Here is a 16180-nt window from a genome sequence, read left to right on the forward strand (position 1 = left end):
GAATACGGAAGCTGCGCCGGCGAGCTAATCAGGTAGCGCCTCAGTAAGGGTATACCTAAAAGACAGGCGCATAAGCAGTGCGGTGACCGCCTCAAGAGAACAGACCGTGAAAAGAGTGGAACCAATTAATAGGTGGCAAATTGAACCCGCATGAGACGGCAAGGGCATCACGCTAGGGCATCCCGATTGGTCCGGCAGCAGTTAGGCAATCTCCAATCGCACCCGAGCTTTGCCGTGCCTAATCAGGCGCCTGCCGAACACCGGCGCAAACTTCAAGAATTGGAGCGGGCGGAGCGAAAAGCAGACCTTCGTGGCGGGGATCACCTGCCCCGCTCCTCAAACAGGGAGGCACGATCGGTGAAGGACGACCCGCTAAAGACGGCAGAGTATCAGGATGGCGATGTCACCATACTCTCAAGAGCGCCGCTAATTGGGACATTGGAGCTAACGGATAACGATGGCGAGCCCATCAAACTGCAACTGGATCGACGGAACGCCGAAGCCTTGATGGCAGGATTAACAAAATTTCTCCTGAACGGGGAGGGCGAGGACGCACCGATGGCGGCTGATCGCGACGCTTCAGGATAAGGATTGACGCCATCCTAAAGCCTTTGTGAGGGATTCTGTCGCAAGCAGCTCCCCTAGGGCGGCGCGGCCGGTAATCTGTCGTGGCGTCATGTTTAGGGTGTCAGCACCCGCTCGTTCATCGAAAACGACCGTGCAGCCTAGCGCGATGGCAATCTCAGATATCGCTTCTGCCATCTCCTCGTCAGGCGTGACAAAATCCCCCGAGATTGTCCGGAGTTCTTCGATCGCCTTGGAGGTCGACAGTAACGACCCTACGCATCTGCTATGGGCGCAAGCCTTCACGACGGAAATTAGATCGGCTCCATCATAGTGCTTGTTGTCCATGACGGCTCTCCGTTTAGTCGAGCCCCTTCGATCCACTCAACCTTTTGCTTGCGGAAAGAGTTCCATAGCGCCTGAGCCGAGCATCGCCATCGGACCGGTTCCTGGGTTCCTGATGGGCCTCCCGCGTTAGGTCGATGGATCGATGTCGCAATACCGGTTCTCTCTGGTTATGCTTGCCGATCACAATGCGTGCGCCATAACGGTTGTGTGGAAATGGATTTTCGCAATGCCGTCGATGAAGCGCTGGTGTGGGCCCGCGGTTGGTTCGACTATGGCGGCGCACCCTGGTTCTTCTATCAGATCAGTATCATCGTTGGGCTTTTTCTGGCGGCAAAGCTCGCTGCAAGTCGCATCGAACCGCTTCTGGAAACCCGGGCGCGCCAGATCAAAGGACACCCCGGGTTGCTGCGGGTCGTAGTTGCGCTATTGCGGCGCATCGACTGGCTTGTTTTCACGGTCTTTCTGCTTGCTGCTCTCATCTTATTGCGTGGCGTCACTTGGCCGAGCCGAAGTTATATCATTTCCATCGCGTTATCGCTCTCCCTAGCGTGGCTGTTCGCCTCCGTGCTCTCGCGCATCATCCGCAATCGGCTGGCAGCGCGCACTCTTGGCTGGCTTGCCTGGATCTATGCGGCCTTTGTTATCCTTGGCATTAACGACGACGCGGCGGCATTCCTAGATTACTTCGCTTTGCCTTTGGGCCAGATTCGCCTGTCGGCTCTCACGGTGTTGAAGGCGACACTGCTGCTGACCGCGACCGTCTGGCTCGCTGTCGTTGTTGGCAGGTATCTCGACGAGCGCGTTCAGAGTTCGGAAGAACTCACACCCTCGATCCGCGTCCTGATAGGCAAGTTCGCAAAAATCGGACTTGTGCTGTTCGCCGGTTCGGTTGCGCTTTCTTCCGTTGGTGTTGATCTCACGGCATTGACGGTGTTTTCCGGCGCCATCGGCCTTGGCGTCGGTTTTGGACTGCAAAAGGTCGTTTCGAATTTTATCTCCGGCGTGATTATCCTGCTCGACAAGTCCATCAAGCCGGGGGACACGATTTCGCTCGAAGATACCTTCGGATGGATACGCGACCTGCGGGCCCGCTTTGTCTCAGTGGTGACGCGGGACGGCCGCGAATACCTGATCCCGAACGAGGACTTCATCACCCAGCGGGTGATCAACTGGACATTTCGCGACGACCTTGTGCGGCTCGACGTGGAATTCGGTGTTTCCTATGACGCGGACCCACATAAGGTCAGCCAGCTAGCGATACAGGCTGCCTTGACCGTCCCGCGAGTGGAGGCGGATCGACGGCCGGTCTGCTGGCTTACGGCCTTCGGCGAATCTTCGCTGGATTTCGTCCTGCGCTTCTGGGTCCATGAGCCACAGCAGGGCCTGACCAACGTGCGCGGAAAAGTGCTGCTCGCGCTGTGGGATACGTTCAAGGAGAACGGAGTTGGCATCCCCTTCCCGCACCGTGAGATTATCATGAAGCAGGGCTTCCAATCTCGACCGGTTAACACTGGCTAATGTGGCGGGAATTCACGTCGATGGAAGCGCATGAGTGCCAAAACGCTCAGCCATTCGCCACAAACAGGAGAAACCTCGGAACCACTGGTTGGCTTACTGGGCTTGTCTGGAGAGCGCCGCCAAGTTCGTCAAACTCTTGGGATCAGTGGTGAGCTTAGGTGACTCGAACACCTGACCCCATCATTGCGAATGTCGGGTTCGCAACTGATAGTGGACATTGCCCGGTGCCGTTGCAACTTCCGCTTCTGGCGCTGTCTGCCGGTTCCGATGGGCAAAACGGACGGTAGCTTTCACTCTCACAGCCGAAATTCAAACGGGGACACTAGCGGCAATCGCGCCGGCTTGACCGGACAGCGGAACGTTTTACCGATGCCGAAGTTTGTTGACGCCCTCGTCAGTTTCGAAAATCAAATCTGGAGTCTCGATGCGGATCCGAGCCGGCTACAATCTGAGCTTCGAATGCCAGGCAGTCACGCCGATGTTGCTTGTCCTCGAAATTCATCCCTCGCGACGCATCGATTTGCTAACGGAACAGATCATCAGCTTCGATCGCCCGATCGAGTCCCGCGGCTATATTGACGGCTTCGGAAACGCCTGCACACGCATCGAGGCGCCCGTGGGCTTGACCACGATCTCGACCGACTTCGAGATCTATGACAGCGGCAAGCCGGATGTCGTCGCCGCGGATGCGGTCCAGCATGATATCAAGGACCTGCCGGATGACGTGCTCGTCTTCCTTCTCGGCAGCCGCTATTGCGACACTGATCGCCTCGGGGATTTCGCTTGGGCAAACTTCGCCAACACGCCGCCGGGATGGCCTCGCGTCCAGGCAATCTGCGATTTTGTCCACACCCACATCGCGTTCAACTACCAGAACGCCGATCCTCTAAGGACGGCACATGGTGGATATACCGACAGGACCGGCGTGTGCCGCGATTTCGCGCACCTTGCAATCACACTGTGCCGGTGCATGAACATTCCAGCCCGCTACTGCACCGGCTATCTCGGCGACATCGGTGTCCCGCCGGTGCCGGACCCAATGGATTTCAGCGCCTGGTTCGAAGTTTATCTCGGCGGGCATTGGTTCACCTTCGATGCGCGTCATAACAAGCCCCGTATCGGCCGAATCCTGATGGCAACGGGCCGCGATGCGACTGACGTCGCGCTTTCCACGAGCTTTGGCGCCTCGAGGCTGGCTGGGTTCGAGGTGATCACGGAAGAGATCATGCCTGGCGTCGACGGCTAGAGTAGCGCTCAGCGACTTGTGCCGCCGACGCCCGACTTCATCGGCGCCCTCGGGCCGCTCTTGAACGGTATTGTTCGTTGGCGCGGGCTCCCAGCCGAACACGCTCCGGCCGCCGAGCAGGTGAGATTGGTCGAGCTCCCCAGCGACGATCTCCTTCAGGCTTGGCCCCGTGGTATAGCGTTCCAACCGCCGCGACTGGTCGTCAAGACGCTTCAGCGCCCGCAGTTCCTCATCTCGCCCAAGCTTAGCCTTGTGGACCGCCGACTTGAGAACGCCGATAGTCTCGTCATACACTTTGAGCGGCACCGGAAACGGGTGCCGGTCCTTACCGCCATGCGCTAACGAAAACCGCGCTGGATCGGAAAAACGGCAGGGCGCGCCGTGGACAACCTCCGCAACCAGGGCAAGCGCACGCGCGGTCCTTGCACCAACGCCGGGCACGAGCAGCAATTCTGAGAAATCCGAAGGTCCACTTTCGACAGCTGCGGCGATGTTGCCGTGCAACCGCCGCATGATGACATCGCTTTCGCGAACATCATGGTGCGCGGGCATCACCAAGTGAGGAAGGAGCGGTTGATCCGTCTTGGGTTTGGCCTTCTCCTGAACAGCGGCGAACTCGCCGACTATGCGATCGGGGCCGAGAGACTGGAGGAGATCGAGTTGGCCCTTCCGCGAGGCCTCCGCCCGGTAATCGGTGAGGTTGACGATTTCGCCCTGGGCTTCTCCTTCAATTGCCGCGTGCGGCGCTTCAACGAAGTTTTTCAACCCCTCAGAGAGCCAGTGATAGCGACGCGCCTGCCTGCTCTCCCCGTTCATGCCTTGCTGCACGACGGTCCAATTGCCCTCATCGGTGACGATAAAACCGTGGAGATAGAGGTCAAATCCATCCTGCACGGCCGCGCTGTCGACTTTCGCCACAAGCCGGCTTGCCGTTGCAAGGCTCCCTCCGTCGAAGCCGATTCGCTCGCCGATCGAGACCAATTCATGTGGCGTCTTTCGTGAATGCGCGCCCCGACCGCCGCAGACATGGATGCCCAATTCTTTGGACAGGGGAGAAAGGCCACGCTTCAACGCGCCGATGACGCTGGTGGTAATGCCTGACGAGTGCCAATCCATTCCCATCACGGCGCCGAAGGACTGAAACCAGAAGGGATGCGCCAGCCGGCGCAGCAGTTCGTCGCGGCCATAGTGGTGGATGATAGCCTCGCACATGACAGCGCCGAGACGTGTCATCCGGTCGCCGAGCCATTTCGGAACCCGTCCACCGTGGAGCGGCAGATCCGCACTTCCGCTTCGCTGTGCCACTCTGAAATCGCCTATTTTTAGCTGGGCACCCTTGCCCAAACGGGTCCAGCCACACATTCGGAAATCCTGACTGTTAGTGAACAAAAAAGGAACAAAAGAGTCAAGCTGCTGCCGAGGAGGGTGAGCACTGCGAAAACCCAGCACTCGCCGATGGCCTTCGCGTGATGTGCGACATGCTCGCGGCGGCGTCTTGCATCGTCAACACTTGTGCGAGCAAGGTATGGGCAAGTTGGGAGAAGACCATTGCGGTGCAAGAACGAGGCCCCGGCGATGCTCTGCCGGGGCCACCCCTCCGCCCAAGCGGTTATGCGGCTTGTTGCAATGCGCGTTCGTTCACACCGCCCTCGCCAAGAGCGGAGAGCGCTTCGTCTGTTGCTGTTTCTTCATCGAGCGTGGCCTTGAGGAGTTCGACCGCTTCGGGTTTTCCAAGCTGTTCCGCCCACGCGATGAGGGTCCCATAGCGGGCGATCTCGTAATGCTCAACTGCTTGGGCCGCTGCGACCAAGCCAGCGTCCAGGGCCGGAGCGCCCTTGTATTCTTCGAGGATATCCGAGCCTTCCTCTAGGATGCCGTCAATTGCCGGGCAGGTCTTGCCACGGGCGGACTTGCCAAAGAGTTCAAAGACTTGGTCGAGACGTTCGACCTGGCCCTCGGTTTCGGCCCGGTGTTTCTCGAACGCCGCCGTCACCTCTTCGGATTCCGCGCCCTTCGCCATTTTCGGTAGTGCCCTCAAGATCTTCTTCTCGGCGTAATACAGGTCCTTCAAGCCGTCGAGGAATAGGTCTTCCAGGCTCTTCGTTTCCGTTTTTGCGGTCTTCTTCGTGGTTGCCATTGTGGTCGGTCTCCGGGTTGGTAGAAGCCTCGCCATGTCGGAGGCTGCTGATAACCCGCCGCTCCAATACTTGTTCCCATCATTTCGGGGTATCAAGCGGTCGGCCGTCCATCAACTTCCCGATGCCCTTCTCCAGGGGGCCGACCTCATCCTCTACCTCATCAAGCTTGACCTGCGCCGACCTTGCGTCTTTGCGGAACGCCTTGGCCAAATCAGGCGCCGACCTCTGCGGCTCGCCGAGGACGCGCGGCTTGTAGATATGCTCCTTCGCCCATTGGCGAATGAAGGCCAGGCCCTTGAAGCTCACGCGGTGTTCCCTTTCGGCGCCGCAACGGTCAACTCGTCGGTGATCGCTTGCTCTATGTCGACTACGACCGCTTCAAGTTCCTCGAGCGGAACGCCTGCTTTCTTGGCGTCGGTCGCACATTTTTTTGCGAGGATCGGCGCCGACTTCTGCGGCGCCTTGAGGTGCCGGTCGGTAACTTTGGCATCGAGCCAACTATCCATGAAGTCTTCTGCGCGTTTGCTCATTTGGTGCCTTCCAGCGATTTCCTTAGCGGTCAATCGACACAACGCGATGCTGTGCAAAAGGATGCTGGGAAGTGGTCACGATGCGAACGGCTGGGCATGACGGAACGCCTGCCCCAGCGTGAGCCATGTCCAGGCTGCGAACCATTCTACACAAGAACGAGCGTCGACGCAGGCGGCGAGGCCGCAGCGACTCTTCCGGAGCGTGCTCAGAGCTTTACAGTGTCACTGATTGAGAAATATCGGACGATTGCGGTGCGGTTTTCGAGCTAAGCACCTGTTCGCGCAATGCTTCCCAAGTTGCGGGTTGGTTTCTCGGTTACGCTGACGAGCGAGTCAACCATCTGTAACCTGACACATGCGATCGACTACTGGCGGGCGGCGGCTGCCATGCTCGACCAGGAATTCCGGGGCCTAACTAGACGCCGGCGAAACAATCGATGCGACCATTGTCAATTCCGCTTCTACCCGAACCAATAACGAAGACCACGATTGACGTAAGCATTGCAATAGATCGGAAACGGCCCTGGCGGCGTCTCGCGTAAAATTCGGTGCGCCAGCTTATTCAGACAGCCGCCCGCTACGATGGCCCATCATCATCCGGCCTGCATACATCGTGGGAGCGCGCTTGCCGGGAAGGTTGGCTTCCAGGACAAGTTGCTCGACGAAGCCTTGATTCATTTCGAATTCGACGCACTCATCGAGCTTGTCGACAATCCAAACCGCGTAATTCTCGGATTCCTTCCGCTTGTATCCCGAATCATCCAACGGAATAGTAATTTCAGGGGCAACCGGCAGCAGCATTATTTTTGGTTTTGGTAGGTCATATGTATGACCTTCGTAAGCGTATCCGACAATTATCCCGCACGACAATTGTTTTCTTAGATCAATTTTTCCAATAGTTTCAGTTTTGTTCTTTAAAGCAATAACAATTGTCCCAAGTTTTTTGGTATCTACTTTCAAATGATAAGTGATTGTAATTGGAATTTGTGGAATTGTTGCCTTCAAGCTTTCCATCAGTTCTCCAAATTTCTCCTTCGTGTTACTACGCCCCATCAAATTGTTGAAGAGCGCTAACTCATCATCGTTCAGTTCGCCCAGGGCCTCAGACTCTATGCTGATGCCGGTGTCCTCTAGGGCTGCTGGTTGTCCAGGCACGCCCAGTCCCGTTTCGGCGCGTATCCCATAGAGCCTAACCTGCGTTGCATTGTATGCGCCCGCAGGAAACGTCAATGTGGGGCGGTGAAAGTCGTCGCTCATTTTCCCTTCTCCCATGTTTGAAAACGTTCAGTTCATAAAATTTCTCGCCAGCGGAAATTCTCTTCGAATTTTGCCCCCAGCATCGGGTTCAGCTGATCGCTTGCATTGATCAACGCCTCCGCGGCATTCTCGAACGTCAGACTATCTGCATCGAGACGAGGCCAGGCCTGCGCTAAAGCCAGCGCTACGTCATCCCTCGCCTGGGCCAGCGCGCTCTTGAACAGGAAAGGGCGAGCGCGAAAACCACGAGCCGTGAAATCCGAAATGCGGTGCATTGCGGCTTCGTCGACATTCTCTATGTCGATCTCCAGGAGCCGTTCGTCGGCCAAGCCGTCACGGACGAGCCCTGCGTGATAGAGATCGACGATCGTATCAAACAACGCGCCCGTGAACGGCCGCGACCGGTCATGGATTTCGTCAGTCACCTCCGACAGCCGACGGGCATTGCTGGCGAGGCGGATCTGCCGATCTCCAGTCAGTTCAGCGATCCGATTAAGTTCGTTCAGGACTAGAAGATTGCCGCTGCAGTTGCGCAGCAGCCGATCAAGACCGCTGTCGAAATGCAGGAACGACAGAAGCGAAATAAGATCGGCGCTTGCCTCATGAAACGGCGCGTAATCTCCACGGCCAAGACCGTCGATCGGCGTGCCGAAAAGCGAAAACAAAATAGCATGACCAATCTCGTGCGCGATTACATCGAAATTGAGCGCATACGGATAAGTCCGGCCATCCGGCCCGCGATCTTGCCCCAGCTCTAGGTAGCCGTAGCCCGACTGTGCATTATCCCATTCGACCCAGGGGATGATTTCGAGTCGTTCGTAGGTATCGGCGAAGTGCCAGACGATCGGGCGGCCGAGATAACTCTCCCAGATATCCAGAACACGGCTGACGGATGCAAAGGCGTGGGCTGCCAGGAATTGACGGGAATTTAGCGGTATCTGGTCGAAATGGCCGTCGAAAGCCGCTTGCGCAGGTGGAAAGATCTCGCCGACGAATGGCGGCAGATAAGGATATTCGTAGGGTTCCTTGTCGAGGAGCGGATCACGGACATAGAGGCGGTGATCTTCGGGACCGGTGAGCAGCCGGTCGGGCGGAGTCGAGATCCACACCGTCTCGGGCGTGCCATATCCGGCAATATGTGGCACTTGCGGGAAGATACGGAAACGTGTTCCGAGGCCCTGGCTCTCGAGCCCAGTCTGATCGAGCGTTTCGAATTGCCCGCGTCCCCACATAATACACACACTATCATTCGTCTTACGTTAGGTAAACTGTGCTTCAGTCTCGAAATACGTCAGAGACTTAACCCTGCATCTTCGAGGTCACGCGTAAAGACAGCCGTCAGGGTCAAGCTCGCCAGCTCGGGCTGCCGTCGAAAATCTTCCCTCTGCAACAGTCGGAGCGCGTCAATCGCGTCCTTTTTCTTTTGCTGGACAAAGACGGAGGCGAGGATCGCGCGACATTCCTTGGCAAAAAATTCGTGCCCCTCCCTCAAAGCGTCATCGACCACTCTCACGAGTGTGCGATCACGAAAATTGAGGCGATTTGCGGCGCGATCGAGGCTCGCCCGAAGGTTAGCCGAAAGCAGGCGCTGACGGTAGGCTGAGCGAACCGTCATCCGCAGATCGATCATCGCTTGTGTCAGCGGCGCGAAGTTCAGTTCGGCAGGCCCGTGCAGCACGGCGACCGCATCGTCCCTGGCGAATGCGAATCTCCGATACCAGCGATAGACGAGGCCCACGCCCTGCATGTGGGGGAACAGTTCCGCGGCACGCAAGGCGCCCATGCTGGCCGCACCAATGACCGGAATGCCGAGGCTGAGCGCCCAAAGTATTTCCTTGTGCCTGACAGCGGGCTCCGTCTGAAAGCTGCCGTCAATGAGGAGGATCGCGGCTGGATCGAAGTGCTGCACCGCCCACACGATCGAGCCTTGTGCTGCCGGCGGCAGGCAAATCCCCTCGAACGTCTCATGCGCCTCCGCATGAGATATTGTCGGACCGGTGAAAACCAGCTTTGGTCGCATTTAGCTCAACTCTCCAGGAGCGGAAGCAAATCGGGAATGATGATCCTGACGACTGACAGGTCGGTCAGGGGTGTGACATCAAGCCGGACCACATTCACGGCGGCAATCCCGCTTTGTCCAAGCATACGCAAAATATTGGGCAGCCGCCCGCCTGCCTTTGCGTCTATCCGTTTCGCAAGCATGGAAGTTCCGGCTGCCGCGGCCTTCGGTAATGAGCCGCCGATGCGTCGCGATCTTCTGCCAGTCAGGAAACTTCGGGTAGAACGCGCGTGTCATGTCGTCTCGAGCACCCGAAATAGCCGCCAGCCGGGACTGCGCCGCCTCGTAAATGGCATGAGAAACCGCGGCTGCTGGATCGAGGCTTGCAGCCGAGCCGACCGCGGGGTGCGGCAGGAGCGCCGTTTCTGCTGCGCCATCCTCCATCAGATGGCAGCAAATGACCGGAATTCCAGTTGGCGACGGCGCCTCCCAGAGGCCAACGAGCAGTCCTCTGTCTCTCAACCGCCCCAGAAGCTCGCAAACTGACTTATCGTCGATAGTCTCCAGGTCGACGCGGCACCTCTGGAAAAAGCCGTGGGTCCGGTTCGCCCGCGCAATAGCATCCCGCTCCACGCACTCGAGAATGCCATGCAGGATCGCATCACTTTCGACGAAAGCTGCCGCCAGACCCGTCGTCGAAGCGGCGAACGTCCCGTCATGGGGCTGTGGTGGAAACGTGTAAGCCGTATGCACGAGTTCGAGCGGAACCATGTCCCGGCTGCCATTGAGAAGATTTTCAGCCACCACCCATGTCAATGCCTGGTCGCGCCAGTCCGAAGCGGCGCCATCCTGGAGGTGAGCCGCGAAACGATCCGGCGGAATTTCGAGCGAATTGGCCGAGGCGGTGACCGCATCGTAATGACGCATGCGCTCGGCAAAGCACCCCTCGGCGGACTCCAGAATGGCAGAGATCGCTGCTTCGGCGATGGTGCCGCCCTTGCCTTGCGAAACCGCGTTAGAGAGGGAAAAGGGCCTCACCACCTGCACCACGGGGATGCCGACACGGTCGAGCCCGGTGATGTCGGCGACCCGCGTTATGCCCAAGGCTTCGCGCATCGCCATCAGCCGCGCCAGCGCCTGGGCGGGGGGCGGGCCCGATCGTTGATACCTCTCAGGAGGGATTGCTGTGGCGATCGTATTCAGGGTCACTTGGAAGGCTGGCCCCGCGGCATCGGCTCCGGATTGACGACCAGCACCTCGCCAGGCTCGAGAGCAGACTTGGCACGGTCGACGCGGTCGCGGTAGCGCGAGGCCAATTCTCTAGACAGTCCAAACGAGACAAGCATGTCATATGCGGCGAGCAGGATGGGCACAGCGTTCTGTTCCGAGGCGATGGCCAGGCTGTCCGCGAGGGCGTCCAAGACTTCGCTGTCAGGGGCGTGTTGAAACATCAGGCGCGCCCGGCGGCGGTGAAGCTCCGCAAGCCAATAACGGTGACCGCTCTTCTCAGCTTCCGAGGCCGCCGTGGACAGCAAATCCAGTGCTTCGTCAACATCGCCTGTATGTTCTAAGAGCTCGGCAAGCATCCCGCAATAAACCGGATAATCCTCGGGCGTCTGCAGTTCGGCGTGGACGGCAAGGCCCTGCCGAATCATCTCCTTGCCCTGCTCGATATGCCCGGAATTTCCTTCACACCAACCTTCGAAAATTTCGGCCGTTGCAGCGAGGGACGGCAGGTGGTGGCCTTCGGTCAATTGGCGTATGTCGGCGATGACCGTTCGCAGCGCGGCAAAATCGCGGCGGTAGCAATAGAGCATTGCCTCGTTGTTGTAAGCATGCGCGATGCTGCCAGCGTGTCCGGTCTGTTGCGCCCAACGCCTGGCTTCAGACAAAGAGTGGATCGCGCTTGACGTCCGCCCAATGAACCACTGCGACAAACCCCTGTGTGAAAGACCGCAGACCTTTGCGTCATGTCCGCCGAACAACGACACGTTCTCCTTCCCTTGGCCGGTCCGATAGAGGAAGAGCCCTGTGTCCACCGCCGCAATGCAGCTTTCATGCCGCCCCAGGTAAAAATCGATAGCCCATACGCAATGTCTTGCCTGGAGTTGAACCTCCGGATCGTCGACGTCCTTCAAGTCATTGAGCACGGCCTGCGCACGCACGCCATTGACATCCGTCCCCGTAAACCACCAGCCCCAAAATAGGGGGAACCATCTCGCGCGTTCAGCCAAGGGCCGCTTCCGCGCTATCTCTACCCCGTCCTCGTAGAGTTTGCGCGCTGGGAAAGAACTTGGACCCTCGGTGCTTGTCAGAACTGGACCAAGCGCAGCCATCGCCGAAAGTCGAAGAGTTTCTTGTTTGTCGGGCTCGCCGATCTGCATGCAAAGTGCCAGGGCATGCTCCAAGAGATGTTGCGCCTCCACCATTGCCGACCGGGCATAGCTTTCGGTGCCCGCGGCCACGAGCAGATCGATCGCGCTTTCCAGCATCCCAGCCCTCTCGGCACGTTCGGCCAGCGCGACAGTTCCGATCCATGGCGCAATATTGCGGTCTCGAGTAAGCGCGGCAAATAGCCGACGGTGGAAGGCCTGCCTTCTCGTGCGCAGCAGGGAATTATAGATGGTCTCTTGGATGAGGGCGTGGCGGAATCCATACGCTGGCAGGGCCGAGGGTCTGACGCGCGTCAGAAACCCGGCCTCGCTTAGAGCGTCCAGAGCATTGTCAATCGTCTGGGCGTCATAGCCCGGCAATAGCTCGTTAAGCAGTCTCTGGTCGAAACGGTTGCCAGCAACTGAAGCGGCGTGTGCAACGTCCCTTGCTGGGCCGAGCGGCTCAAGCCTAGCGTTGAGAATGCCCTCAAATGTCGAAGCGCGCCCCGGCGATGCGGCCTGCGCCAGCCTGTGCGTCTCGGAACCCGCGTTTTCCGACATCCATTGGCAGATTTCTTCAATGAAGATCGGCACGCCTCCCGTCACACGGGCCATTGCATCCAGGAATCCAGGGAGTGAGGAAGATCTGCTTTCCGGCCACATTGAAGTTACGGCCAGCCTCGTTTCCTCCCGATCGAGCGGACGCAGCGACATTAGCCTTAGTTTTGACGCCTCCAGCCAACCGGTCGGGTTTAAATTGCGCGTGGTGACAACGAGAAGCGCGGGGAAAGCGCTGATCACCCGCGCAGCTTCGGTGAGCAATTGCATGGACGTCGGATCGATCCAATGGATGTCCTCGACCACCAAGACGAGTGGCCCCTCTGCGCACAACATTTCTATGGCGCGCTGGATGGCCCAATTGGCTCTCTCGCGAATGAGCTCTAGATCAACGTCCTCCGACCCCTGCTTCGTTCCCTCTGCGCCAAGCAGAAAAGAAAATATATCGACGATGTCCGTGTCTACAACGCCCTGAGATCCAAACAACTCGGCGACAGCGGACATAGTAGGTCGTCTCGCGCTGTCCGCCCTGCCCGCCGGGAAGTTCTGTAGTAGGGGATGAAGGGCCGACCGCAATCCACCGGGTAGGCACTGGAAGAGCAGCAACTTCGAACGCCGCCGACGTGTCATTCTGCGGAGTTCATACACAAGCCGTGATTTGCCAATCCCTGCCTCACCGTCGATCAGCAAGACTTCACCGTTTCCAGCAGCAGCCCTGGCCCAGCATTCCGCGATTGTGCTCAGTTCGTTCTTACGTCCGATAAGCGGGCTGCTCAGCCGACCGAAAGCAAAGAAGCGATCCACCTCCCTTTTGTGGCGGACAGCTTGCCAAACACGTTCCGGCTCAGGAAAGCCCTTGATGACACGCTCCCCTCGAAAGCTGAAAACATGCGACCGCCGCGCCAAACTCCGCGTCTCGTGCGAGACAAAAACAGTGTCAGCGCCGGCAATAGCCTGCAGCCGTGTCGCCATGGCGAGCGCCGCGCCAGTGACGCTATCGGGAATGGCGTGTTCTTGCCCGTCGTGGATGAGGCTCATCGACGTAGCAATCCCGACCCGGACATGAAGGTCAGCGTGGCCTTGCTGAAGGCCGACATCCTTACAAGTTTCAACGATTTCTAAGCCCGCGCTGATCGCGAGCGAAGCCGCGTCTTTTGCATCGATGTCCGTCGGGAACAGCGCGAGGCCGCCGTCGCCAGTTTCGTCCCTGACGGCGCCTCCATGGCTTGTGATCGCGCGGCGCACCGCCTGCTGGAATGCCGCCAGCAATCCCTCAAACTCTTCGATGTCGAGAACGGCGAGCAGTTCCGTCGACCCGACGAGGTCGTAACAGAGGGCCGTCAGAACACGCCGCTCGCTCCGGCGCTGCAACGCAATGTTGGCATCGGGAAAACTAACCGGAACCAGCTCTGCTGGCGCTTTCGCCGAACCTTCCCCCGACATCTTTGCTCTGCCTCCCTTACGGGACCAACGACAACCATAGCAAATGCACTTTCATTCAAATAGCTGTATTAGGCCGGCGTGCCGCTGCTCAACGAGGATTATCTTATTCTCTCCACCATCCATTCGGCATAGCCTTTATCGTCGTAGGTATATGAACGTCCCGCTTTACTCGGCGTCTCGGCGTTTTCGGTTTCCACTCCTGTCGGACCGTTTCAGCGCTTCGCCCGCGCTGGCGGTTCCGCACATCGCGACAACCCTGCGATCGTGTTCTGATAACCAATGTCCATGTTACCCTCCGCCAGCAAGGCCTTTTGGGCAGCCCACCCCAAGGACTATGCGAGGCTGGTGCTATCTCTGGCAAAACCTAGCGCCAGCCATTTTGAATTTCAGAAAAGCGCTGGTGCCAGCATGACCGTCCAGCAAACACATCGCCATCCGTTCTAGGAGCATCTGTGACCGACTGGCTGGCGACATTGCGGGAACAGGCAAAAGTCGGAGAGGAGATGGCCGAGGAAGTGTCGCGAATGCTTTCCAATCCGGACATCTCGCTGCAGCAGGCATCGCGGCTCTACAATGCTCTTGAGCAGCAGGCCCAGTTTACCGAGAAGCTGGCTCGTGTGTTGGAAGAGAGCGGACACGACTTTACTGTGGTTGAGGCGGCCGAGGCTCTGGAGGAGCTTTTCAATGAACTCGCAGCAAGTGCAGCGGGTAAGGTAAAGCAACTCCAGCAGTGACCATACGAGATCGCCCTGCATCGCGCGGAGGTCGCTCATGCAAGACGCGTGTTTGCAGTCCGGCGGATCAAGCATCAACCCTTGCTCCGTGCGGGTTTCCCCAGACGTCAAACTCACCGCCTTCATGCACGGATTCATGGTTGTTCGAGAAATCTCTGAATCAAGCTGGCCACCCCCTCAGGGTCTTCCCAATGGACGTTATGGCCGTGGCCAGGAAGGGAGATGAATTTCGCGCCGACGATCGCCTCTTTCAGATGCGCCTGGTGCTCGGCGGTCGCGATCGTATCTTCCTCGCCACGGAGGATTAGCGTTGCCGCGGAGATATCCTGCAGAAGCGGGGACGGATCATAGGCGATCTGCTCGTAATGAATCGAATGCCAGATCCGTGACGACACTGCGGCGCTTTCGCGTCGTGCATGGGTGAGGAAACTCTCGTCGACCGGCATTGCGCCGGAACACCATTTCCGGATGAATGCGCTTTCTGGATCAATCGGATCGCGGAGCATCAGGATGTTCTCCCAGAGCCACCCCTTCCGTTCGCGGGGCACGGCGGATGTCGACATGAGAACGATTTTGCCGACGATCTGCGGCCAGCGCTCGGCGAGCGCTTGCGCAAGCCGCCCTCCGAGCGAATGGCCGACCACGTGCGCCGGCGCAAGGTCCAGGACCTCGGTCAGCAGCCGGATATCGTGGGCCATCTCTGGAATCGTGTAGCAACCCTCGGGCTTATCGGAATGCCCGTGGCCGCGCAGATCAGGCGCAACGAGGCGAAAGCCCGTTGCGAGATAGGGAGCGATCAGGCTCCAGCTTCGCGCGCTATCGGTAAAACCGTGCAGCAGGAGGACAGGCGTTCCATTGGCATCGCCCATTTCGACGTATGCCAGCCGGATACCGTTCGGCAGCACGGCGGTCCGCTTCAGCGCCGAAAAGTCCTCTTGGGAAAGCGGTTCAGCCACACCTTTCGCCCGCAATGATCGCCAACAGACGACATGAAGCGGGAACCGCCAACAAGCCATCGCCCATCAGCTTGAAGATGCGGCCATGGTGGCGGGCGATTTCGGGCTCGAACAAATCCTTGCGGCCGGCCTGCAGTCGCTCATGCGTCCCCTCCTCGTCGCGCTCCATCAGCGCGGAGTAGCCTACGACATCGGCAGCGAGAATGGCGGCGAGCTTGCGGTCCATCTAGTTGGCCCCTGCCTCCCGCAAACCATAGTCTTTATCGATCGTAGCGTAAATAAACGACCGGCTTGGCTGCGCGTTCCGTGACTTCCGTTTCCACTCCTTGCCGCCCGTTTCATCCACTACGCCCGCGCCGGCGGGCACGCTGGAGTGAGGCCACTGCTTCACGTGGACACCCTGCGCCGAATTGCACGACCGGCAAAGACGTGGTTGATTAAGTTTCGATTAGCCTTCGCGGTCGATGATGTCGAATGAGGCTTGAGGATGCAGGAATAATCGCCAACCGGTCTGCTG

14 protein-coding genes and 2 pseudogenes are annotated in these 16180 nt (G+C 58.6%); 4 read left to right on the forward strand and 12 right to left on the reverse strand.

The features are described from left to right. Positions 1-357: 357 nt before the first annotated feature. Positions 358-588 carry a hypothetical protein gene (locus G6N73_RS13350; protein WP_165028295.1) on the forward strand — a complete coding sequence of 77 codons (231 nt, stop codon included), beginning with the start codon at positions 358-360 and terminating at the stop codon, positions 586-588. Here the strand turns inward: G6N73_RS13350 and G6N73_RS13355 are convergent. Continuing rightward, positions 580-912, reverse strand: coding sequence for a hypothetical protein (locus tag G6N73_RS13355; RefSeq protein WP_246251999.1), 333 nt, complete (start codon positions 910-912; stop codon positions 580-582). The two genes, G6N73_RS13350 and G6N73_RS13355, sit on opposite strands and share 9 nt — an antisense overlap. A 213-nt stretch (positions 913-1125) precedes the next feature. On the opposite strand from G6N73_RS13355, the gene G6N73_RS13360 reads away from it, so the two are divergent. Together G6N73_RS13360 and G6N73_RS13365 are read left to right on the forward strand one after the other, a co-directional pair. Beyond that, the gene (locus G6N73_RS13360) at positions 1126-2430 is read left to right on the forward strand and encodes a mechanosensitive ion channel family protein (RefSeq protein WP_246252002.1); all 1305 of its coding nucleotides are present in this window, start codon (positions 1126-1128) and stop codon (positions 2428-2430) included. A gap of 424 nt (positions 2431-2854) precedes the next feature. After that, positions 2855-3676, forward strand: a complete 822-nt coding sequence (locus tag G6N73_RS13365; RefSeq protein ID WP_165028297.1) for a transglutaminase-like domain-containing protein — start codon at positions 2855-2857, stop codon at positions 3674-3676. Between the two features lie 78 nt (positions 3677-3754). Here the strand turns inward: G6N73_RS13365 and G6N73_RS13370 are convergent. The 9 genes and pseudogenes from G6N73_RS13370 to G6N73_RS13410 all read right to left on the reverse strand — a co-directional run. Further along, a pseudogene (locus tag G6N73_RS13370) lies at positions 3755-4981 on the reverse strand (DUF763 domain-containing protein); the annotation flags it as partial. A gap of 304 nt (positions 4982-5285) precedes the next feature. Then, entirely contained in the window at positions 5286-5813 is a 528-nt protein-coding gene (locus G6N73_RS13375) for a YciE/YciF ferroxidase family protein (protein ID WP_165028299.1), read from the reverse strand. A gap of 79 nt (positions 5814-5892) precedes the next feature. Beyond that, on the reverse strand, positions 5893-6120 hold the full coding sequence (locus G6N73_RS13380; RefSeq protein WP_165028301.1) for a Rho GTPase-activating protein: 228 nt from the start codon (positions 6118-6120) through the stop codon (positions 5893-5895). Beyond that, the gene (locus G6N73_RS13385) at positions 6117-6344 is read right to left on the reverse strand and encodes a hypothetical protein (RefSeq protein ID WP_165028303.1); all 228 of its coding nucleotides are present in this window, start codon (positions 6342-6344) and stop codon (positions 6117-6119) included. Before G6N73_RS13385 ends, G6N73_RS13380 begins: the two co-directional genes overlap by 4 nt. A gap of 558 nt (positions 6345-6902) precedes the next feature. Further along, positions 6903-7601, reverse strand: a complete 699-nt coding sequence (locus tag G6N73_RS13390; protein WP_165028305.1) for a hypothetical protein — start codon at positions 7599-7601, stop codon at positions 6903-6905. A 32-nt stretch (positions 7602-7633) separates the two neighbouring features. Continuing rightward, entirely contained in the window at positions 7634-8833 is a 1200-nt protein-coding gene (locus G6N73_RS13395; RefSeq protein ID WP_165028307.1) for a gluzincin family metallopeptidase, read from the reverse strand. 59 nt (positions 8834-8892) lie between these two features. Further along, positions 8893-9519, reverse strand: coding sequence for a TfuA-like protein (locus G6N73_RS13400; protein ID WP_343044614.1), 627 nt, complete (start codon positions 9517-9519; stop codon positions 8893-8895). Between the two features lie 180 nt (positions 9520-9699). Continuing rightward, entirely contained in the window at positions 9700-10809 is a 1110-nt protein-coding gene (locus G6N73_RS13405; protein ID WP_343044615.1) for a YcaO-like family protein, read from the reverse strand. Next, positions 10806-13973 (reverse strand): ATP-binding protein, encoded by a 3168-nt coding sequence (locus G6N73_RS13410; protein ID WP_165028311.1) that lies wholly within the window; start codon positions 13971-13973, stop codon positions 10806-10808. Before G6N73_RS13410 ends, G6N73_RS13405 begins: the two co-directional genes overlap by 4 nt. Positions 13974-14425: 452 nt before the next feature. Here G6N73_RS13410 and G6N73_RS13415 point away from each other — a divergent pair, with 452 nt between their 5' ends. Continuing rightward, positions 14426-14707, forward strand: coding sequence for a hypothetical protein (locus tag G6N73_RS13415; RefSeq protein ID WP_165028313.1), 282 nt, complete (start codon positions 14426-14428; stop codon positions 14705-14707). A 134-nt stretch (positions 14708-14841) separates the two neighbouring features. On the opposite strand, the gene G6N73_RS13420 is transcribed toward G6N73_RS13415, so the two are convergent. After that, a complete protein-coding gene (locus tag G6N73_RS13420; protein WP_165028315.1) occupies positions 14842-15663 on the reverse strand; it encodes an alpha/beta fold hydrolase in 822 nt (273 codons plus the stop codon). A 46-nt stretch (positions 15664-15709) separates the two neighbouring features. Continuing rightward, positions 15710-15889, reverse strand: a pseudogene (locus G6N73_RS13425) (adenylate/guanylate cyclase domain-containing protein); the annotation flags it as partial. Between the last annotated feature and the right edge of the window lie 291 nt (positions 15890-16180).

This window comes from Allomesorhizobium camelthorni, assembly GCF_011045125.1.
In the GTDB taxonomy this organism is placed as follows: domain Bacteria; phylum Pseudomonadota; class Alphaproteobacteria; order Rhizobiales; family Rhizobiaceae; genus Allomesorhizobium; species Allomesorhizobium camelthorni.